We start from the raw sequence: 19,904 nt of genomic DNA on the forward strand, positions 1-19,904 counted from the left end.
CGAAACGCCCCGCCCGGGGCGTTTCGCTTTTTCGGTTCCGATCATGCGCACAGCCAAGATGAACGGCGCGGTTTCGGCGTGATGACAAGCCGACGGCGCATGCGGCATGCTGCCCTCCTGCACCGGTAGCCGCCATGATCGAATTCGGACACGCCACGCACGTCGGACTGCGCCGCACGCGCAACGAGGACACCTACTACGCCGATCCGGCGTCGGGGTTGTTCCTGGTGGCGGACGGCCTGGGCGGCCATCACCACGGCGCGCTGGCGGCGTCCCTGGCGCGCGATGCCATCGTCGACGATCTGCGCCGCGGCCTCGATGCCGACACCGCGATCCGTCAGGCCGACCGACAGCTGATCGCGCACCCCGAATATTGCAGCGGCGGTCAGCCGATGGGTACGACGATCGCCCTGCTGCAACTGCGCGATGGCGGCTACCGCGCCGCCTGGGTCGGCGACAGCCGCATCTATCGGTTCGCGGACGGCGCACTGGAACGTCTCTCGCACGACCACTCGGCGGTGCAGGAAAAGATCGACGAAGGCCTGATCGACGAGGAACAGGCGCGTCAGGACCCGCGCCGCAGCATCGTCACGCAGGCGCTGGGCGTGACTGCGCCGGACGACCTGTTGATCGAATCGCGCGCCGGCGCGGTGCACGGCAACAGCAGTTTTCTGCTGTGCAGCGACGGCCTGACCGAGGAACTGGACGACGTGCATCTGACGCGCTGCCTGTCGCGCACCGACCTGGCCGCGCAGGAATGCGTCGATCAACTGGTGCTGGATGCGCTCGATGCCGGCGGACGCGACAACATCACGGCCGTACTGGTGCGCATCGCGCGCCCTTGAGCAGGTTTACGCGCGGCGCCAGACGCTGCCGCCGGCACTCTTGTCCAGCGCATCCAGACGCGCCTCGTGCGCCGACAGCTCCTCCGCTCCGGCGCGCAGCACGCGCGGACGCTTCAGCAGCGGCGCAAGCTCCTCCAACGCGGCGGCCGCCGCATCCTGTTCGCTGCCGCCAAACGCCAGGTCGAGCGCGACCTGGCCCGAGGTCATCGCCAAATAGACCTCGGCCAGCAGCTGCGCATCGAGCAGGCCGCCATGCAGGTCGCGGTGCGTGTTGTCCACGCCCAGGCGACGGCACAGGGCGTCGAGGTTGTTGCGCTGTCCCGGGTACCGGTCGCGCGCCATCTGCAGCGTGTCGAGCACCTGCGCGTGATCGCGGATGCGCCCGTACTGCTTGCCGGCGCGTTGCAACTCGGCGTCGAGGAAACCGACGTCGAACGACGCGTTGTGGATGATCAGCTCGGCGCCCTCGATGAAGGCGAGAAAATCCTCCACCACCTCGTGGAAGCGCGGCTTGTCGAGCAGGAAATCGTCGGCGATGCCGGTCACCTCGCGCGCGCCCTCGTCGATGGCGCGATCGGGGTTCAGATACGTATGGAAGGTGTGCTGCGTGACCCGGCGCTCGAGCAGCTGCACCGCACCGATTTCAATCACGCGGTGACCCTGCTGGACTTCCAGGCCGGTGGTTTCGGTATCGAGGGCGATCTGTCTCATGTTGCGTTCCTCATGCCCGCGCCCGCAGCGCCTCGGCCTGCTGCCGCGCGGCGTCGTCGACGCGCTCGTTTTCCGCGTGACCGGAATGACCACGCACCCATTTCCAGCGGATGCGATGCGGCTCGGCGGCGCTGACCAGGCGCTGCCACAGGTCCTGGTTCTTCACCGGCTTGCGGTCCGCCGTGCGCCAGCCGTTGGCGCGCCAGCGCGGCACCCACTCCTCGATGCCCTGCATCACGTAACGCGAATCCGTGGTCAGCGTGACGTGACAGGGACGCTTGAGCGCTTCCAGGCCGACGATGGCGGCCATCAGCTCCATGCGATTGTTGGTGGTATCGGGTTCCCCGCCGTCGAGCAGTTTCTCGTTGTCGCGGCTGCGCAACAGCGCGGCCCAGCCGCCCGGACCCGGATTGCCGAGGCATGCGCCGTCCGTGAAGATCTCCACCTGTGTCTGCGGCACGCCGCTCATGCACACTCCCGATGCGCGCCCGGCGCCAATGAACCCGCTGTTCCGCGCACGCGACCGGGCAGCCGCGCGAAACGCAATGGCGTCACCGCAGGCGGATGCTTGCGTGCGACGATGACATATCCCCCGCCGAAATGAGGCGAACCGACGCCGCCGCCGGCATCGCCCTGGGGAAACACGCGGCCGAAACGCCGCCGCTCCACCACCTTGAATCCCTGCGCCGCCACATCCCGGACCCAGCGTTGCGGCGTGTGCAGACGCAAACCGCGCTGCGCATCGCGCATGCACCAGGCAAGCCACGGCGTCCAGGCGCTGCACGGATGCACGCCGCACAAGGCCAGCGTGCCGCCCGGCGCCGTGACCCGCGCGGCTTCGCGCAACAAGTCGCGCGCGTCGTCGCCGAACTGCTGCGCCTGACTGATCACCACGACCGAGAACGCACCGTCGGCAAACGGCAGCGCCTCGTCCCGACGTGCTTTCAGCGCGCCACGCCAGTGCCCGTCCTCGCTGCGCAGACGTACCCAGTGCGCGGCGCTCTCGGAACACACGTGCGCCGCGTCACGCATGCCGAGATACAGACCGTAGCTGCCCGCTCGCAGCGGCATCAGCGTGCGCAGCAGCGCCTCTTCCGCCCGCAGCAATGCGCGCATCGCAGTCGTGGCGTAGAGAACCTGTTCGGGTGCGGGCATCGGGAGCCGTTCGGGGCGAATGCATCGCCGCTAGTGTACTGGACATGACTGCGCATGAAAGGCACCTGCGCATCGCTTCGGGCCGCTGCTATAGTCGTCCGCTGCGCTCAAACTCTCGTACTTTCATGCCATTACGCCCCCTTCCCGCATTGCGCGACAACTACATCTGGCTGCTCACCGACGAGGAAGGACGGGCCGTGGCGGTCGATCCGGGCGAGGCCGCCCCCGTGCTGCGGGTGCTGGCCGCAGAGCGCCTGCAGCTACAGGCCATCCTGCTGACGCATCACCATCCCGACCACATCGGCGGCGTCGCGGAGCTGCTGGCCGCGCACCCGGCGCCGGTTTACGCGCCGCAGGACGAACGCATCGCGCTGGCGGACCATCGTGTCGAGGATGGCGCTACGGTCACACTGGCCGGCACGGCGTGGCGCTTCGAGGTTATCGCCGTGCCCGGCCACACGCGCAGCCACATCGCCTATCACGGCAACGGCATGCTGTTCTGCGGCGACACGCTGTTCAGTCTCGGCTGCGGACGACTGTTCGAGGGCACGCCCGCACAGATGCTCGCGTCCCTGGACCGCCTGCGCGCCCTGCCCGGCGACACGCAGGTCTGCTGCGCGCACGAATACACGCAGGCCAACGCCGCCTTCGCGCGCAGTGTCGACCCCGACAATCCCGACCTCGCCCGCCGCAGCGCCGAGATCGATGCGCTGCGCGCCGACGGACGCCCCACGGTGCCTTCGCTGCTGCGCGACGAATGCGCCTGCAATCCCTTCCTGCGCAGCGACGCACCGGCATTGCGCGCCTGGGCGCAGGCGCGGGGCGCCGACGACCGCGTGCAGCGCTTCGCCGCGTTGCGCCAGGCCAAGGACACCTTCGCCGCATGAATCCACGCGTCCGCCTGTACGCAGCCGCTGCGCTGCTGGTCCTGCTCGCTGCCTGCAGCACACCCGCGCCGAAACCGTCACCCAGCCCTCCCGTGGGCATGCCGCCGCCGCAGCCGGCTGCGACACCGGCCCCGGGTGCCGAGAACGGCCCCTCCCCCGTACCGCCCGCCGCGCCCACGCTGTGGTCGCACATGCGCGAACGCTTCGCGATGCCGGGCTGCGACGCCGATCCGCAGATCGTGTTCTGGGCGCAGCGCTATACCCGCCATCCGCGCCGTTTCGAGGGCTACCTGCGTTCGGTCGCGCCGACCATCGCCTATATCGACCGCGTGGCGCAGGCGCACGATGTGCCGTCGGAATTCAGTCTGCTGCCGTGGGTCGAGAGCCGCTATCGCGCCTACCCGCCGCACGGCGGACGTCCAGCGGGCATGTGGCAGATCATGCCGATCACCGCCCGCGCGATGGGGCTGCCGATCAAGCGCGACTACGATGGCCGACTGGACCGCACCCGCACCGCCGACGCCGTGATGCAGCTGCTGCGCAACTACGACCAGCGCTGGCACGACTGGCGTCTGGTCGACATGGCCTACAACGCCGGCGAGTACCGCATCCGCCGACTGCATGCCGCCGGCCCCGCCCCCGAGCAGCCAACAGTGCCGGATCTCGCCGTCACCCGCACCACGCGCGAGCACCTGCTCAAACTGCTGGCGATCGCCTGCGTGATCCGCGAACCGCAACGCTTCGACGTGCATCTACCCGGCATGCCCGCATCGCAGGAACTGCAGGAGGTGCAGCTGCCGCAGCCGGTGCTGCTGCAGGACATCGCGCGCATCGCCGGCATCTCCGACCGTCGCGTGCGCGCCCTCAACGGTGCCTATCTGCACGGCCGCATGCCGCTCGACGGCCCCTGGAGCGTCCTGCTACCGAGCGCCGCGGCGCAGCGCGTCCGCGATGCGCTGACCGCCGATGCCTTGCCGCGCCAGCCGACCACCTACACCGTCGTCGCGGGCGACTCGCTGTGGGAGATCGCGCATCGCCACGGCGTCAGCGTGCAGCGCCTGCGCGAACTCAACCACCTGCGTGGCCGCGTGCTGAAACCCGGACAGGTGCTGCTGATCGATCGCCCGAACTGAGTCGAACGAATACGCCTGAAGGCCCATCCTCGGTTAAACTTGCCCTTCCCGCCCGTTTGAAACGGGCCTCAACAACGCATTCGGAGGAGCCATGGGATTCCTGCACGGCAAGCGTGCCCTGATCGTCGGCATCGCCAGTCAGCGATCCATCGCCTGGGGCATCGCCAACGCGATGCATCGCGAGGGGGCGCAGCTCGCCTTCACCTATCAGAACGACCGCCTGAAGAGTCGCGTCGAAGAGGCTGCACAGGAGTTCGGCTCCAACATCGTCGTGCCCTGCGACGTGGCCGACGACGCGCAGATCGAAAACGTGTTCAAGGAACTGGGCCAGCACTGGGACGGTTTCGACATCCTGGTGCACTCGGTCGGCTTCGCGCCGCGCGAAGCGCTGCAGGGCCAGTACCTGGACAACCTGACGCGCGAGAACTTCAACATCGCCCATGACATTTCCAGCTACAGCCTGGCGGCGCTGGCCAAGGCCGCGCGTCCGATGATGAAGGATCGCGGCAGCGCCATCCTGACGCTGAGCTACCTCGGCGCCGTGCGCGCGCTGAACAACTACAACGTCATGGGCCTGGCCAAGGCCAGCCTGGAAGCCAACGTGCGCTATCTGGCCTACAACCTGGGACCCGAAGGCACGCGCGTGAATGCCATCTCGGCCGGTCCGATCAAGACCCTGGCTGCGGCAGGCATCGGCAACTTCCGCAAGATGCTCGACCATGTCGAGGAGAACGCCCCGCTGCGCCGCAGCGTGACCATCGAAGACGTCGGCAACGCCGCCGCCTTCCTGTGCTCGGACCTGGCTTCCGGCATCACCGGCGAAGTGACCTACGTCGACGCCGGCTACAGCACGCTGGGCATGACCGGCATCTGAGCGGAACGCGCCCGCCCGGTCACCCACGAAAAAGGGCCGCTCTCGCGGCCCTTTTTCGTGGATCGTTGCGCAGTCGCGCGCTTACATGCGCTGCTTGGCGATCTCGATCTTGGTGTGCTTCTGCAGCACGTCGATGAACGCGTTGGTCTCGGTCGTCGCGTAGGCCTGCGCCATGCGCTGGCGCAGCCCGTTGCGCACCATCTCGGGAATCTTCGAGATGTCGCCCGGCTGCACGCCGTCGAGCGCGATCAGCGCATAGTTGCCGTCGCTGACCTCGACGGTCGCGTAGGTCGCCTTGCCCTTGGCCGGATGCGGCATGCTGAACGCCGTCTCGAGCAGCTTCGGCGACACGCCGTTCTGCACCCGCTGCGCGCCCTTCAGAGACTGCGCCGCCACACCGAGTCCGGCCGTATCCTTGTCCAGGTCGCCGTTCTTGCGCACTTCGGCCAGCAGCTTGTCGGCCTGCGCCTTGGCAGCCTTGGCCACGCGCTGAGCCAGGATATTGGCGCGGATCTGCCCGCTGACCTGATCCAGCGGCTGCAGCTTGGACGCCTCGTGCTTGAGCATGTGCACGACCACCATGCGGTTGGAGCCGAGGTCGATCGCGTCGGACGTGTTGCCCTGCACCAGCACCTGATCGGAGAACGCCGCCTTGACCACCTTCGGGTTCGAGGCGATGCCCTGCTTGGCGCCGTCGCGCGTGAACAGATCGGTGTGCTGCACCTTGAGGCCCAGCTCTTGCGCAATGGGCGCCAGCGCGCTCGGATCGGCGTAGACCTTGTCGGTCAGCTTGCCGGCCAGCTCGCTGTACTTGCGCTCCAGATCGCCCTGCTCCATTTCCTTGGCGAGCTGATCGCGCACTTCGCTGAACGGCTTTACCTTGCCGGCGCGCACGCCGCGCAGGTCGATGATGTGATAGCCCTCGGGCGAAAGCACCGGCTTGGAAATCTGACCCTGCTTCATCGAGAACAGCGCATCCTCGAAGGCCTTGTTGGTCACGCCGCGCTCGATCCAGCCCAGGTTGCCACCGTCGTTCTTGGAACCGAGATCGTCCGAGTACTGCTTGGCCAGCTTGGCGAAATCGGCGCCCGACTCGGCCTTCTTGTAGACCGACTCGGCCTTGGCCAGGGCCGTTTTCTGCTGCGCCGGCGTCGCGTTCTTGGGCACATCGATGAGGATGTGCGACACCAGGCGCTGCTCGGGCTCCTGGTAGCGGTTCTTCTCGCGCTCGTAGCGCTGCTTCAGCGCCGCCTCGTCCGGCGTGCTGTCCGCCTTGACATCATCGGTGCTGAGTTCGATGTAATTGACCGAGACCTTTTCGGGGGTCATGAAGTCGGCCTTGTGCTGCGCGTACCAGTCGGCGACCTCCTTGTCGCTGACCGTGGTATCGGTCAGCGCCGGGCGCGGCAGCATCACGTAGCGCAAGTCGCGCTTCTGCGTCTGCAGGCGCAGGTACTCGTCGACCTGATCGTCGGTGATGACTTCGGAACTGCTGATCGCATTCGGCAGCAGCTCGGTCTCCAGCGAGGCGCGCACGCGATTCTGGTACATCTGCGGCGTCATGCCGTTGGCGGTCAGAACGGCGCTGTAGGTGTCGGCGTTGAACTTGCCGTCGACCTGGAAATTGGAATCGTTGGCGATCTCGTCGCGCAACTCGGCGTCGGTCACTTTCAGGCCCAGATGGTCGTTGGCCTGCTGCAACAACTGCTGCTTGATCAGCGCATCGAGCACCTGCTCCTTGACTTCCGGCTTGTCGAAGTACGAGGGATCGAAATTCGCCCCCTGCGTCTCCGTCGCCTGACGGCGCAGGGCATTCATGCGGTCCTGATAGTCGGTCTGCGAGATCTCGTGCTTGCCGACCTTGGCGACGAAGGTATCGACGTTCTGGCTGACGTAGCCGATCAAACCGAAGCTCGCCAGCAGCAGGGCCAGGGCCCCGAACAGAATGATGGCGGGCCATCCATGAAGTTTTTCGCGCAGGTTCTGCAGCATGAATCTGTACCGCTGGTCAGTCAGGGCCGTGGTCGACGGCCGGAAAGAGCAAGGGCGCCTCGCAGGCGCCCTTGATCGACGAGTGGCGGAGTGGACGGGACTCGAACCCGCGACCTCCGGCGTGACAGGCCAGCATTCTAACCAACTGAACTACCACTCCGCGAACCGGGACGTCGGTGTGCCGCTCGTGGCGGATGGTCACCTCGCGACACACTGGTGGGTGCTGAGGGGATCGAACCCCCGACCCTCTCCGTGTAAAGGAGACGCTCTACCGCTGAGCTAAGCACCCGGCAAACGTCTTAGTTTAGAGCGTCCTTGAGGCCCTTGCCAGCCTTGAAGCCCGGAACCTTGGAAGCCTTGATCTTGATGACTTCGTTGGTACGCGGGTTGCGACCGGTACGAGCAGCGCGCTTGCGCACGGAGAAGGTGCCGAAACCGACCAGAGAAACCGTGTCGCCCTTCTTCAGGGCCTTCTTCACGACTTCGGTGAAGGCATCGACGGCACGGGTGGCGTCAGCCTTGCTCAGCTCGGCCGCTTCGGCCAGCTCATTGATCAAATCGCCTTTATTCATTGAGTTACTCCTTGGTCAAGTTATTGACAGACGCCGCCAACAGCGCAGCAGCCGGCCAACACGAAAAGTGGGTTCTGGCTCCCCCGGTACCAACCTGCAGACCCGGAACACGCGACACGTATCGAGGACTCGACGTCGCCGCGATATGGTCTTTATACCAGTGCCCCCTAGGGTCCGCAATACAAGTTGGGACAAGGCTTTCAGCCGATTCTGGCTGTTCTTGACAAGCCACTGTAGATGAGGAACAAAAATGCCCGGGATGCATCTCCCGGGCCTAGGCTCGCGGACGCTGAAACATGCACCGGAAGTGCATGTTTCCCGTGTCAAATCAATGCGTGCGCGGAGGCGCCGGGCGATTGGCCGACTTTTTCGCCGGCTTCACCGCGCCGCGTTCCTTGCCGGAACCGGACTTCGCCTTCGGGCCGAGCGGCCGCTCCAGCGCCAGATCGAGCACTTCGTCGATCCAGCGCACGGGATGGATGTCGAGCGAATCGGTGATGTTGCTGGGGATGTCGGTCAGATCCTTGCGGTTCTCTTCCGGAATGATCACGGTCGTGATGCCGCCGCGATGCGCCGCCAGCAGCTTTTCCTTCAGTCCGCCGATCGGCAGGACGCGCCCGCGCAGCGTGATCTCGCCGGTCATGGCGAGCTCGGCCCGCACGGGCACCTTGGTCAGCACCGACACCAGCGCCGTGCACATGGCGATACCCGCGCTGGGGCCGTCCTTCGGCGTGGCGCCTTCCGGCACATGCACATGGATGTCGTTCTGGCTGTGGAAATCCGGATCGATGCCGAGCATCTCCGAACGCGCGCGCACCACCGACAGCGCCGCCTGGATCGATTCCTTCATCACGTCGCCGAGCTGGCCGGTGTGCACCAGCTTGCCCTTGCCCGGAACCACCGAAGCCTCGATGCTGAGCAGATCGCCGCCGACCTGGGTCCAGGCCAGCCCCGTCACCAGACCGACCTCGTTCTGCTGCTCCTTGCGACCGAAATCGTAGCGCCGCACGCCGAGGTACTTGTCGAGATTGCGCGAGTCGATCTTCAGGCTCTTGCGCGAGGTCTTGGTCGTCTCGCTCGCATCCGCCTTGGACTTCTTGCCCTTCCTGGCGTTCTTCTTGTTGGCTTCTTCCAGCGACAGCGTCTTGACCACCTTGCGGCAGATGCGCGAAATCTCGCGCTCCAGATTGCGCACTCCGGATTCGCGCGTGTAGTAGCGCACGATGTCGCGCAGCGCGTTGTCGGACACGCTCAGCTCGTCATCCTTCAAGCCGTTCGCCTTGAGCTGCTTGGGCAACAGGTAGCGGCGCGCGATGGCGATCTTCTCGTCCTCGGTATAACCGGGGATGCGGATGACTTCCATGCGGTCCAGCAGCGGGCCGGGGATGTTCAGCGAGTTCGCCGTGGCGATCCACATCACCTCGGACAGGTCGACATCGACTTCGAGGTAGTGATCGTTGAAGGTGTGGTTCTGCTCCGGATCGAGCACTTCCAGCAACGCCGACGACGGGTCGCCGCGGAAGTCCATCGACATCTTGTCGATCTCGTCCAGCACGTACAGCGGGTTGCGCGTGCCGACCTTGCTGAGGTTCTGCACGATGCGGCCCGGCATGGAGCCGATGTAGGTACGCCGATGCCCGCGAATCTCGGCCTCGTCGCGCACGCCGCCCAAGCTGTTGCGCACGAATTTGCGATTGGTGGCCTTGGCGATGGACTTGCCCAGCGAGGTCTTGCCCACGCCCGGCGGACCGACCAGGCACAGGATCGGTCCCTTCATGTTGTTCACGCGCTGCTGCACGGCGAGGTATTCGAGGATGCGCTCCTTGACCTCCTCCAGACCGAAGTGATCGGCGTCGAGCACTTCCTTGGCCAGCTGCAGGTCCTTGCGCACCTTCGAGCGCTTCTTCCACGGCGTCGCCACCAGCCAGTCCAGGTAGTTGCGCACCACCGTGGCTTCGGCCGACATCGGCGACATCTGCTTGAGCTTGTTGAGTTCCTGCCTGGCCTTGGCCAGCACTTCCTTGGGCATGCCGGCGGCGTCGATCTTCTTCTGCAGCGCCTCGACTTCGTTGGTGCCGTCCTCGCCCTCGCCGAGCTCCTTCTGGATGGCCTTCATCTGCTCGTTGAGGTAGTACTCGCGCTGGCTCTTCTCCATCTGCGACTTGATGCGGCCGCGGATGCGCTTTTCCACCTGCTGCAGATCCATCTCGCCGTCGACTAGGCCGACCAGCTGTTCCAGGCGCGCGCCCACCTCGACGGTTTCCAGCACCTTCTGCTTGTCGGCGATGCGCACCGACAGGTGCGCGGCGATGGTGTCGGCCAGGCGCGAGGGGTCCTCGATGCCCGACAGCGTCGACAGCACTTCCGGCGGCAGCTTGCGGCTCTGCTTGACCAACTGCTCGAACAGCGAGACCAGCGTGCGCGAGACCACTTCGAGCTCGCGCTCGCCCTCGTCGTAGACCGATTCGATCACGTGCGCATGCGCGCGCAGCAAGTCGTCGGCATCCTGGTAATCGTCCACCACCACGCGCGACTGCCCTTCGACCAGCACCTTGACGGTGCCGTCCGGCAGACGCAGAAGCTGAAGCACGTTGGCCAGCGTGCCGATCTGATACAGATCGTCCGGCACCGGATCGTCGATGTCGGCGCCGGTCTGCGCGACCAGTAGGATCTGGCGCTCGCCGTCCATCGCCGCTTCCAGCGCGCGCATGGACTTCTCGCGCCCGACGAACAACGGGATCACCATGTGCGGGTAGACCACCACATCGCGCAACGGCAGAACCGGCACGGATTCGAACTTCTGTTCGGCGGAGGACTTGGCTGCTTGCGTCATGAAATTTTCCTGAGCACGGATGCGCACGACCCGAGCCTGCGCTCGGGTCTCATAAGGGTCAAGTGGAGTCCGTCACGCCTCTTCTCAAGGCCCGCGTGCGGATCATGCGCTGGATCAGGCCGCGCCGCTGGTGCCTTCCGCGGACTGCTGCTGCAGATTGCCGCGGTAGATCAGATAGGGTTCGGCCTGGCCGTCGATGACGGCGTCGTCGACCACCACCTTGCTGACGTGCTCCAGCGAAGGCAGCTCGAACATCGTGTCCAGCAGCACCTGCTCGATTATGGTGCGCAGGCCGCGCGCGCCGGTCTTGCGCTTGAGCGCCTTGCGGGCGATGGCCTTGAGGGCTTCGGGCCGGAATTCCAGCTCGACGTCCTCCATCTCGAACAGCTTGCGGAACTGCTTGGTGACGGCGTTCTTCGGCTCGACCAGAATCTGCACCAGCGCGTCCTCGTCCAGCTCCTCGAGCGTGGCGACGACCGGGAGACGGCCCACGAATTCCGGAATCAGGCCGAAACGCACCAGGTCCTCCGGTTCGACGTTGGACAGCACCTTGCCGATGTTGCCGCTGCGCTCTTTGCTGCGCACTTCGGCGGAGAAGCCGATGCCGGTGGTCTCCGAACGCTGCTGGATGACCTTCTCCAGCCCGGCGAACGCGCCACCGCAGATGAACAGGATGTTGCGCGTATCGACCTGCAGGAACTCCTGCTGCGGATGCTTGCGACCGCCCTGCGGCGGGACCGAGGCCAGCGTGCCCTCGATCAGCTTCAGCAACGCCTGCTGCACGCCCTCGCCCGACACGTCGCGGGTGATGGACGGGTTGTCGCTCTTGCGCGAGATCTTGTCGATCTCGTCGATGTAGACGATGCCCGACTGCGCCTTGTCGACGTCGTAGTCGCACTTCTGCAGCAGCTTCTGGATGATGTTCTCGACGTCCTCGCCGACGTAACCGGCTTCGGTCAACGTGGTGGCGTCGGCGATGGTGAACGGCACGTTGAGCAGGCGCGCCAGCGTCTCGGCCAGCAGCGTCTTGCCGGAACCGGTCGGACCGATCAGCAGGATGTTGGACTTGGACAGCTCGACGTCGTCGTCTTTCTGACGCGACTCCATGCGCTTGTAGTGGTTGTAGACCGCCACCGACAGCGCGCGCTTGGCGCGTTCCTGTCCGATCACGTACTGGTCGAGGGTTTCCATGATCTCGCGGGGTTTGGGCAGCTGCGTACGCCCGCTGGAGGCTTTCTCCTCCAGTTCCTCGCGGATGATGTCGTTGCACAGTTCCACGCACTCGTCGCAGATGTACACCGACGGACCTGCGATCAGCTTGCGGACTTCGTGCTGGCTTTTGCCGCAGAACGAACAGTAGAGGATTTTGCCACTGTCGCTGGAACGGCCCTGCCGATCGTCACTCATGCTCTTGATTCCCGATATGTTTCCGGCCGCGAGCCGAGAATAGCATAGCCCCGCGCCCCTGCAACGCAGGCGCGCGGACCGTATTCGCAGGCTGCATCAGGACGACTTGGCCGCATCCAGCGCGCGTTGCTCGATCACCGAATCGATCAGACCGTAGTCGCTGGCCTCGGCGCTGCTCATGAAGCGGTCGCGCTCGGTGTCGCGGGCGATGTCGTCCACCGCCTTGCCGGTGTGCTTGGCGAGGATGTCGTTGAGACGCTCGCGCATGGTCAGGATCTCGCGGGCGTGAATCTCGATGTCCGTGGCCTGACCGGAAATGCCGCCGGCCCACGGCTGATGGATCATGATGCGCGAATGCGGCAGCGAATAGCGCTTGCCGGCCGCGCCGGCGGTCAGCAGCAGCGCGCCCATGCTGGCCGCCTGGCCGACGCAGATGGTGCTGACGTCGGGCTTGATGAACTGCATCGTGTCGTAGATCGCCAGACCGGCGGTCACCGAACCGCCGGGGCTGTTGATGTACAGGCTGATGTCCTTGTCCGGGTTCTCCGACTCCAGGAACAGCAGCTGCGCGACGATCAGGTTGGCCACGTTGTCATCGACGGGACCGACCAGGAACACCACGCGTTCCTTCAGCAGACGCGAATAGATGTCGTACGAGCGCTCGCCACGCGAGGTCTGTTCGACCACCATCGGCACGAGATTGAGGTTCTGAATCGGGTCCATGGTCGTCTCCCAGTCGGTTCGGCGCGGTCGTCGATCAACCGCGCTGCGGCTTCATCACCTCGTCGAAGCTCAGCTCCTTCTCGGTGGTCTTGGCGTGTTCCGCCACCCACGCCGCCACCTGGTCTTCCAGGACGCGGTTGTGCAGGCCCTGCATGAGCTGGGGGTCGCCGCTGTAGAGTTCAACCACGCGCTCGGGTTCCTCGTAGGTCGAGGCGATCGCGCTCAGGGTCTCGGCCACGCGCTTGTGGTCGACCTTGATTTCCTGGCGACGCGCGATCTCGCCCAGCAGCAGCGCGGCAATGACGCGCTTGCGCGCCATCGGCTCGGCCGCCGCCAGCATCTCCGCCGTCGGCTCCTGGCCCTGCGGCAGCTGGCTGCGCACCATGCCATGGGCTTCGCCGTCGACCATCACCTTGGGCACGTCCATGTCGGCGTGCATCTCGGCCAGCTTCTCGGCGACCTGGTTCTTCAGGCGACCTGCCAGCGCGGCCTTCAGCTCGCGATCGAGGTTGGCGCGGACTTCCTTGCGCAGGGTCTCGACCGTGCCGTCGGCGATGCCGAAGGCCTTGGCGAAGGCGTCGTCGACTTCGGGAAGGTTCGGGGCCTGCACCTTGGCAATGCTGAAGTTCACTTTGGCGGTCTTACCGGCCAGCTGCGCATTGCCGAAATCTTCCGGAAACGCGATGTCCTGGGTGAAGCTCTCGCCCGCCGCGTGGCCGGTCAGCGCCTCGTCCAGCGCCTCGAACAGCGTGCCGCCGCCGATTACGCTGCCGGCGCGCTCCTGACCTTCCTCGGGGAAGCGGTAGTCGTCGGTCTGCGCGTCGTAGTCGAACATCACGAAATCGCCCGCCTCGGAAGCGCGCTCGACCGCGTCGAAGCTGCGGCGCTGCAGGCGCAGCGTCTCGATCATGGAATCGACGTCGCTGTCGGCGACCTCGGCCTTCGGCTGCTCCAGTTCCATGCCGGACACGTCCACTTCCGGCAGCTCGGGCATGACCTCGAAGGTCGCGGTGTAGGAAATCTGGCCGTCCTCCGGCTCGCCGGTGGTGTCCACCGACGGCTGGGCGACCGGACGCAGCTTCTCCTGCTCGAACGCTTCGCCAAGGCTGCTGCCGATCAGATCGGAGAGCACTTCGCCGCGGACCTGCGCGCCGAAACGCTGCTTGATCACGTTGGTCGGCACCTTGCCGGGACGGAAGCCCTTCAGGCGCACCGTACGGCCCATCTCGGCAATGCGCTCGCTGACCTTGTTCTCCAGTCGATCCGCCGGGATCTTCACCGTCAACTTGCGCTCGAGCTTGCCGACGTTCTCAACCGAAACTTGCATGACCTCTCCTGAAACCCGCCTGACACGGAAGCCGTGGCGGCATCAGCGCCACCCGTTGGAATGATATGGGAATGGTGCGAAAGGCGAGACTCGAACTCGCAAGGGTTGCCCCGCCAGAACCTAAATCTGGTGCGTCTACCAATTCCGCCACTTTCGCCCTGCCGACCGGCCCGCACCGCTGTGCGGCCTAACGTTCCGCCATCGAGCTCAAGTCGACGATTCCCGTACACGAAACGGGGATTTTAAGGTGTCGCGAACCCTTCGCACAAGGGAAACCGCACCCTGCCTGCAGTGCGCGCCTCCCCTGCGCGACACCGCTTCGCTCCCCGCAACAAAAAAACGGCCCGCATCGCTGCAGGCCGTCTCGAAAATGGTGGGCCGTGTAGGACTCGAACCTACAACCAATTGATTAAGAGTCAACTGCTCTACCAATTGAGCTAACGGCCCATTGTAAAAAGTGGGGTGGACGATGGGACTCGAACCCACGACATCCGGAATCACAATCCGGGACTCTAACCAGCTGAGCTACGCCCACCACAGTTCGAACGACCACAACTTGGCGCGCCCGACAGGACTCGAACCTGTAACCGTCGGCTTAGAAGGCCGATGCTCTATCCGGTTGAGCTACGGGCGCATCATGCGTCCGTTGCGCTCTGGTCGGGGTAGAGGGATTCGAACCCCCGACTTTTGCGTCCCAAACGCAACGCTCTACCAGGCTGAGCTATACCCCGTATCCCGTCCCAGGCCCTGCGGCTTGCGGAGCCTCGGCATGGTACGGGGGCACCAAAGTGCAGTCAATCCGATCCAGAGCGCGGAGCGAATCTCTGCGGTTCTGTTTTGTTCCCGTCGGGGCAGCGAACAAGCCGCTGTCCCGGACAACCCGTGACCCACTTTCGTCACGTGCTGCCCTTTCTTGAATGGCGCGCCCGGAGAGATTCGAACTCCCGACCGCCTGGTTCGTAGCCAGGTACTCTATCCAGCTGAGCTACGGGCGCGTATCAAGTTGTACGGCAAACGCGATGTGCTGCGGTTGCCTGTGCAAGGCGCGGCATTATTCGCAAACCGGCCCCGCTCGTCAACAGTTGATTTCACTTTGGTTGCGATTTCATCGATCTGCGCGAAAGCGGAACGACGACGACGCATGGATGGACGTCCATCCAGTCGCGGCAACCAAGGCGATCCCGTATCGCAACGGGAAGATCCGACATGCGGACCCTGGGTAAAACTGGCGGAGAGAGAGGGATTCGAACCCTCGAGAAGGTGATTAACCCTCTACTCCCTTAGCAGGGGAGCCCCTTCAGCCACTCGGGCATCTCTCCGAACACATTTCCGTCAACCGGAAGCCGACTAGGATACCTGCAAGCGAATACTTACGTAAACCCTCGTCAGTCGTTTTCCTCGCTCGAAGAGGCTCCGGCCGCACCGGACTGATCCTGCTCGCGCTGGATCCGCTGGTAGATTTCCTCGCGGTGCACGGAAACGTTCTTCGGCGCATTGATGCCAATGCGCACTTGGTTTCCCTTCACACCCAGAACGGTGACCGTCACCTCGTCACCGATCATCAAGGTTTCCCCGACGCGTCGGGTCAATATCAGCATAGTTCGTTACTCCTGGCTCCATAAGGGCCGTGATTCACATGAACCGCGCACCTCACCCCTGATTGCGCGGGTCGCATCGCGACGATACGTGACCGCCACGGCCCTCCCCTGTACGTACAGCTTCCGTGAACGACGAGGTTTCCGCCGTTTCGGCGCCATCGAGCCTCTGTCCAGGCCGATGGTCGACCGATACTAGCCGCCGCGCAGGTTCGGTGCAATTGCTGCTATGACAGTATCTCCGGCTTGAGGACAGCTTCTCAGCCCAGTTGCGCCTCGAGCCACTGCGGCAACGCCTCCAGCGCGGCGTCCAGCGCCGGCGAGTCGACGCCGCCGCCCTGCGCCATGTCCGGACGACCGCCGCCCTTGCCGCCGATCTGACCGGCGACATGCGCGATCATCGCGCCAGCCTTGACCTTGCCCAGCGCCGCGCCGTGCACGCCGCCGACCAGGGTCGCCTTGCCGTCGCTGGCACTGGCCAGCAGCACCACGCAGTCGCCGAGTTCCTGCTTCAGGCGATCCAGGCCGTCGCGCAGCGCCTTGCCGTCCATACCCGGCATGCGCGCCGCGACGAGCTTGATGCCCTGCACGTCGTGCGCTGTGGAGGCCAGGTCGGCGGAGGCCGCGGAGGCTGCACGCGCCTTCACCGCCTCCAGCTCGCGTTCGAGCTTGCGGCTGCGTTCGAGAATCTGGCGAAGTTTCTCGCCAGCGTCGCCGACCCCCACGCCCAGTTGCGTCGCCAATGCGTGCAACTGCGCTTCCTCGTCGCCGACGTAGGTTTCGGCACCCGCGCCCGTCAGCGCCTCGATGCGGCGCACGCCGGCAGCCACGCCGGATTCGGACACGATCTTGAACAAGCCGATGTCGCCGGTGCGCGACACATGCGTGCCGCCGCACAGCTCGGTCGAGAAATCGCCCATCTTCAGCACGCGCACTTCGTCGCCGTACTTCTCGCCGAACAGCGCCATCGCGCCGAAGTCGATGGCTTCCTGATAACCCATGTGGCGGATGTCGGCGGCGTCGTTGCGGCGGATCTGCGCGTTGACCATGCGCTCGATCGCATGCAGCTGCTCGGCACTGACCGGCTGATCGTGCGAGAAATCGAAACGCAGGCGATCGGGCGCGACCAGCGAGCCCTTCTGCGTGACGTGATCGCCAAGCACCTTGCGCAACGCCGCGTGCAGCAGATGCGTGGCCGAGTGATTGAGCACGATGGCCTGGCGGCGCTCGCCGTCGACTTCGCCTGCCAGCGTCGCATCGACCGTCAACGGCTTCGCACCCTGCCAGCGACCGGCATGGCCGTGGTAGGCGCCGGCCAGCTTCTGCGTGTCGCGCACGGCGAACGCGCCCTCGGCGCTGCGCAGCACGCCCGTGTCGCCGACCTGACCGCCGGATTCGGCATAGAACGGCGTGCGATCCAGCAGCACGATACCCTCCTCGCCGTCGGCCAGCTGCGTCACGCTCTGGCCATCGCGCACGATGGCAACGACCTTCGCGTCAGTCACCGTCAGTGCCTCGTAGCCGAGGAACTGCGTCGGATCGAGACGGCTGACCAGTTCGGCCGGCAACTGCCCCTTCGACTCGAAACGGCTGGCCGCGCGGGCGCGCTCGCGCTGCGCTTCCATAAGCACCTCAAAACCTTCCAAATCGACTGAGAAACCAATCTCGCGACATACATCAGCAGTCAAATCGATAGGAAAGCCGTCCTGGTCATAAAGGCTGAATGCAGTTTCTGCAGGCAAAAATTTATACGGCTTGAGGTCTTCCTCAGTTACCTCGATCACTTCCGTCGGAATATCGAATGCGTTAACTAAGGCTTGAGCACGCGATACATCCGCGTCTGTCCAAGGCCCCTTAACAACAAGGAACTTCCGGTAGCCTTCCCCCCAACCCTCATTCTCGCTTTGAAGATTACTGACTGTCTTAATCAGAGCCTGCCTAGACTGCTCGCTTGAAGGCATCAACAAAACTGCCACAGCGCCACCTTCAGTTCTGAAGACTCCATCGAGATACAGTCCACCCGATGTATGCAACATCAAGCCATAATCAGGCAGACCTAGCCTTTCCGAAAGCAGCCTCATCACCGGAACCTCAGGGGATAAAGCTCTCCCAAGCAGCCCCATACCTCTCTCGACCGTCAGAAAGAATCGCTGCTCTTCTTTTTCGAGGACATTCGCAACAACACTAGCGCTCTCAGCAAGCTCTGGGTACACCCCCCCCATCTCACTGTTTAGAACATCCACAAGCATGTAAAAAAACGGCTTCCGCATGCCCAGCATGTATCCGTGCCGAACAGCTCGACGGATAATTCTACGCAGCACGTAACCACGTCCTTCGTTCGAGGGCGTCACACCATCGACGATCAGGAACGAACAGGCGCGGATGTGATCGGCGATCACGCGCAGCGACTTGTTCTCCAGGTCTTCGGTGCCAGTCAGCTTCGCGGCCGCCGCGATCAGGCGCTGGAACAGGTCGATCTCATAGTTCGAGTGCACGCCCTGCAGGATCGCCGCCAGGCGTTCCAGACCCATGCCGGTGTCCACGCACGGCGCAGGCAGCGGCAGCAGCGTGCCGTCCGGCTGACGGTCGAACTGCATGAACACCAGGTTCCAGATCTCGATGAAGCGGTCGCCGTCCTCGTCCGGCGAACCCGGCGGACCGCCCGGAATATGCGAGCCGTGGTCGTAGAAAATCTCGCTGGACGGACCGCACGGACCGGTGTCGGCCATCTGCCAGAAATTGTCCGACGCGTACGGCGCGCCCTTGTTGTCGCCGATTCGGATGATGCGCTCGGCCGGGACGCCGATCTCGTCCTTCCAGATGCCGTAGGCCTCGTCGTCGGTCTCGTAGACCGTGACGGTCAGGCGCTCGCCCGGCAGCCCGAAGCCTTTCGTCAACAGCTCCCAGGCCCAGCCGATGGCTTCGCGCTTGAAGTAGTCGCCGAACGACCAGTTGCCGAGCATCTCGAAAAAGGTGTGGTGGCGCGCGGTGTAGCCGACCGAATCCAGGTCGTTGTGTTTGCCGCCCGCGCGCAGACAGCGCTGCACGTCGGCGGCGCGAACATAGCCCGGCTTCTCGCTGCCCAGGAACACGTTCTTGAACTGGACCATGCCCGAGTTGGTGAACATCAGGGTCGGGTCGTTACCCGGCACCAGCGGCGCCGACGGCACGATGGTGTGGCCGCGGTCACGGAAGAAGTCGAGGAATCGCGCGCGTATATCTGCTGTTTTCATGCACTTACAGTATGAATTTCATGAAGGGTATACGCCTGTGCGGCGCTGCCCGCGGCGAGGACCGGCTAGTCTTCGTGATCGGCAGCGTCGTCCACGTCGGCGCGGGTGACGGTGTTTACTGTGGCGGCGTCGAAGCCGCGACGCAAGAGGAACTGCGCGCGCTTGGCGCGCTCGGCGTAGTCCGCGACCGGGGCATCGCCGTAACGGCGGTGCAGTTGCGCACGGGCCGCCGCACCCCAGTCGACGTCGGCCTCGGCAAGATGCCGCTCGACAAATGCGTCGCCGATGCGATGCGTGCGCAGCTCGGCGCGGATGCGTTGCGGGCCGTAGCCACTGGCGATGCGCGCACGCACCATCATCTCGGCAAAACGCGCATCGTCCTGGTAGCCGTCCCCGGCCAGCCGGTCGAGCGCGCCGCGGACCTCGTCGCGCGGGTAGCCGTCGCGCGCCAGGCGCTCGTGCAGTTCGTGGCGCGACTGCTCGCGACGCGCCAGCAGCGCCAGCGCCTTGTCGTAGGCACTGCGCCTGGGTTTGTCGGCTTTCTTGCTGCGCCCCAGCGACATGGCATCTCCAGACGAACGAAGCCGCCGACAGAAATACTGCCGACGGCTCCGGGT

Annotated in this window: 16 protein-coding genes and 9 tRNA genes; 4 read left to right on the forward strand and 21 right to left on the reverse strand. The window is 64.9% G+C overall.

Features of this window, described 5'->3' with window-relative positions; genetic code table 11:
• Nucleotides 1-134: 134 nt before the first annotated feature.
• On the forward strand, nt 135-845 hold the full coding sequence (locus LF63_RS09795; protein WP_043101409.1) for a PP2C family protein-serine/threonine phosphatase: 711 nt from the start codon (nt 135-137) through the stop codon (nt 843-845).
• 6 nt (nt 846-851) lie between these two features.
• Here the strand turns inward: LF63_RS09795 and dnaQ are convergent, their stop codons facing one another.
• Genes dnaQ through LF63_RS09810 form a run of 3 tightly spaced genes read right to left on the reverse strand, consistent with a single transcriptional unit; the run spans nt 852 to nt 2,711 of the window.
• Complete coding sequence (gene dnaQ / locus LF63_RS09800; RefSeq protein ID WP_043101411.1) at nt 852-1,556, reverse strand: DNA polymerase III subunit epsilon; 705 nt, start codon at nt 1,554-1,556, stop codon at nt 852-854.
• Between the two features lie 10 nt (nt 1,557-1,566).
• Nucleotides 1,567-2,025 (reverse strand): ribonuclease HI, encoded by a 459-nt coding sequence (rnhA, locus tag LF63_RS09805; RefSeq protein ID WP_043101413.1) that lies wholly within the window; start codon nt 2,023-2,025, stop codon nt 1,567-1,569.
• Nucleotides 2,022-2,711, reverse strand: coding sequence for a class I SAM-dependent methyltransferase (locus LF63_RS09810; RefSeq protein ID WP_052394926.1), 690 nt, complete (start codon nt 2,709-2,711; stop codon nt 2,022-2,024). The genes rnhA and LF63_RS09810 overlap by 4 nt, the downstream gene beginning before the upstream one ends.
• A 125-nt stretch (nt 2,712-2,836) precedes the next feature.
• Here LF63_RS09810 and gloB point away from each other — a divergent pair, with 125 nt between their 5' ends.
• From gloB to LF63_RS09825, 3 genes are all read left to right on the forward strand, one after another.
• On the forward strand, nt 2,837-3,598 hold the full coding sequence (gene gloB / locus LF63_RS09815) for a hydroxyacylglutathione hydrolase (protein WP_043101415.1): 762 nt from the start codon (nt 2,837-2,839) through the stop codon (nt 3,596-3,598).
• The gene (locus LF63_RS09820; RefSeq protein ID WP_235205302.1) at nt 3,595-4,731 is read left to right on the forward strand and encodes a LysM peptidoglycan-binding domain-containing protein; all 1,137 of its coding nucleotides are present in this window, start codon (nt 3,595-3,597) and stop codon (nt 4,729-4,731) included. The genes gloB and LF63_RS09820 overlap by 4 nt, the downstream gene beginning before the upstream one ends.
• 91 nt (nt 4,732-4,822) lie before the next feature.
• Nucleotides 4,823-5,605, forward strand: a complete 783-nt coding sequence (locus LF63_RS09825; RefSeq protein WP_043101417.1) for an enoyl-ACP reductase FabI — start codon at nt 4,823-4,825, stop codon at nt 5,603-5,605.
• A gap of 81 nt (nt 5,606-5,686) precedes the next feature.
• Here the strand turns inward: LF63_RS09825 and LF63_RS09830 are convergent, their stop codons facing one another.
• The 18 genes from LF63_RS09830 to LF63_RS09915 form a co-directional block, all read right to left on the reverse strand.
• Complete coding sequence (locus LF63_RS09830; protein ID WP_043101420.1) at nt 5,687-7,597, reverse strand: SurA N-terminal domain-containing protein; 1,911 nt, start codon at nt 7,595-7,597, stop codon at nt 5,687-5,689.
• 83 nt (nt 7,598-7,680) lie between these two features.
• A tRNA-Asp gene (locus LF63_RS09835) sits at nt 7,681-7,757 on the reverse strand.
• A gap of 54 nt (nt 7,758-7,811) precedes the next feature.
• Nucleotides 7,812-7,886, reverse strand: a tRNA-Val gene (locus LF63_RS09840).
• A 10-nt stretch (nt 7,887-7,896) separates the two neighbouring features.
• Nucleotides 7,897-8,169, reverse strand: coding sequence for an HU family DNA-binding protein (locus tag LF63_RS09845; protein ID WP_043101422.1), 273 nt, complete (start codon nt 8,167-8,169; stop codon nt 7,897-7,899).
• Nucleotides 8,170-8,497: 328 nt separating this feature from the next.
• The gene (gene lon / locus LF63_RS09850) at nt 8,498-11,002 is read right to left on the reverse strand and encodes an endopeptidase La (RefSeq protein ID WP_043101424.1); all 2,505 of its coding nucleotides are present in this window, start codon (nt 11,000-11,002) and stop codon (nt 8,498-8,500) included.
• Between the two features lie 114 nt (nt 11,003-11,116).
• Nucleotides 11,117-12,409: an ATP-dependent Clp protease ATP-binding subunit ClpX gene (clpX, locus tag LF63_RS09855; RefSeq protein WP_043101426.1), complete on the reverse strand. Its 1,293-nt coding sequence runs from the start codon at nt 12,407-12,409 to the stop codon at nt 11,117-11,119.
• 96 nt (nt 12,410-12,505) lie between these two features.
• The gene (gene clpP, locus LF63_RS09860; protein ID WP_043101428.1) at nt 12,506-13,132 is read right to left on the reverse strand and encodes an ATP-dependent Clp endopeptidase proteolytic subunit ClpP; all 627 of its coding nucleotides are present in this window, start codon (nt 13,130-13,132) and stop codon (nt 12,506-12,508) included.
• A 34-nt stretch (nt 13,133-13,166) separates the two neighbouring features.
• On the reverse strand, nt 13,167-14,459 hold the full coding sequence (tig, locus tag LF63_RS09865) for a trigger factor (protein ID WP_043101430.1): 1,293 nt from the start codon (nt 14,457-14,459) through the stop codon (nt 13,167-13,169).
• Between the two features lie 72 nt (nt 14,460-14,531).
• Nucleotides 14,532-14,616: transfer RNA gene (locus LF63_RS09870), tRNA-Leu, on the reverse strand.
• Between the two features lie 214 nt (nt 14,617-14,830).
• Nucleotides 14,831-14,906 (reverse strand) — tRNA-Lys (locus LF63_RS09875).
• An 11-nt stretch (nt 14,907-14,917) separates the two neighbouring features.
• Nucleotides 14,918-14,994: transfer RNA gene (locus LF63_RS09880), tRNA-His, on the reverse strand.
• Between the two features lie 22 nt (nt 14,995-15,016).
• Nucleotides 15,017-15,093, reverse strand: a tRNA-Arg gene (locus LF63_RS09885).
• Nucleotides 15,094-15,113: 20 nt separating this feature from the next.
• Nucleotides 15,114-15,190: transfer RNA gene (locus LF63_RS09890), tRNA-Pro, on the reverse strand.
• Nucleotides 15,191-15,377: 187 nt separating this feature from the next.
• Nucleotides 15,378-15,454: transfer RNA gene (locus tag LF63_RS09895), tRNA-Arg, on the reverse strand.
• A gap of 231 nt (nt 15,455-15,685) precedes the next feature.
• Nucleotides 15,686-15,778 (reverse strand) — tRNA-Ser (locus tag LF63_RS09900).
• A gap of 66 nt (nt 15,779-15,844) precedes the next feature.
• On the reverse strand, nt 15,845-16,057 hold the full coding sequence (gene csrA / locus LF63_RS09905) for a carbon storage regulator CsrA (RefSeq protein WP_043101434.1): 213 nt from the start codon (nt 16,055-16,057) through the stop codon (nt 15,845-15,847).
• 257 nt (nt 16,058-16,314) lie between these two features.
• Nucleotides 16,315-19,287 carry an alanine--tRNA ligase gene (gene alaS, locus LF63_RS16285; protein ID WP_043101435.1) on the reverse strand — a complete coding sequence of 991 codons (2,973 nt, stop codon included), beginning with the start codon at nt 19,285-19,287 and terminating at the stop codon, nt 16,315-16,317.
• A 65-nt stretch (nt 19,288-19,352) separates the two neighbouring features.
• Nucleotides 19,353-19,850, reverse strand: a complete 498-nt coding sequence (locus LF63_RS09915) for a regulatory protein RecX (protein ID WP_043101437.1) — start codon at nt 19,848-19,850, stop codon at nt 19,353-19,355.
• Nucleotides 19,851-19,904: the final 54 nt, after the last annotated feature.

The sequence above is a fragment of the Oleiagrimonas soli genome (assembly GCF_000761445.1).
Classification (GTDB): domain Bacteria; phylum Pseudomonadota; class Gammaproteobacteria; order Xanthomonadales; family Rhodanobacteraceae; genus Oleiagrimonas; species Oleiagrimonas soli.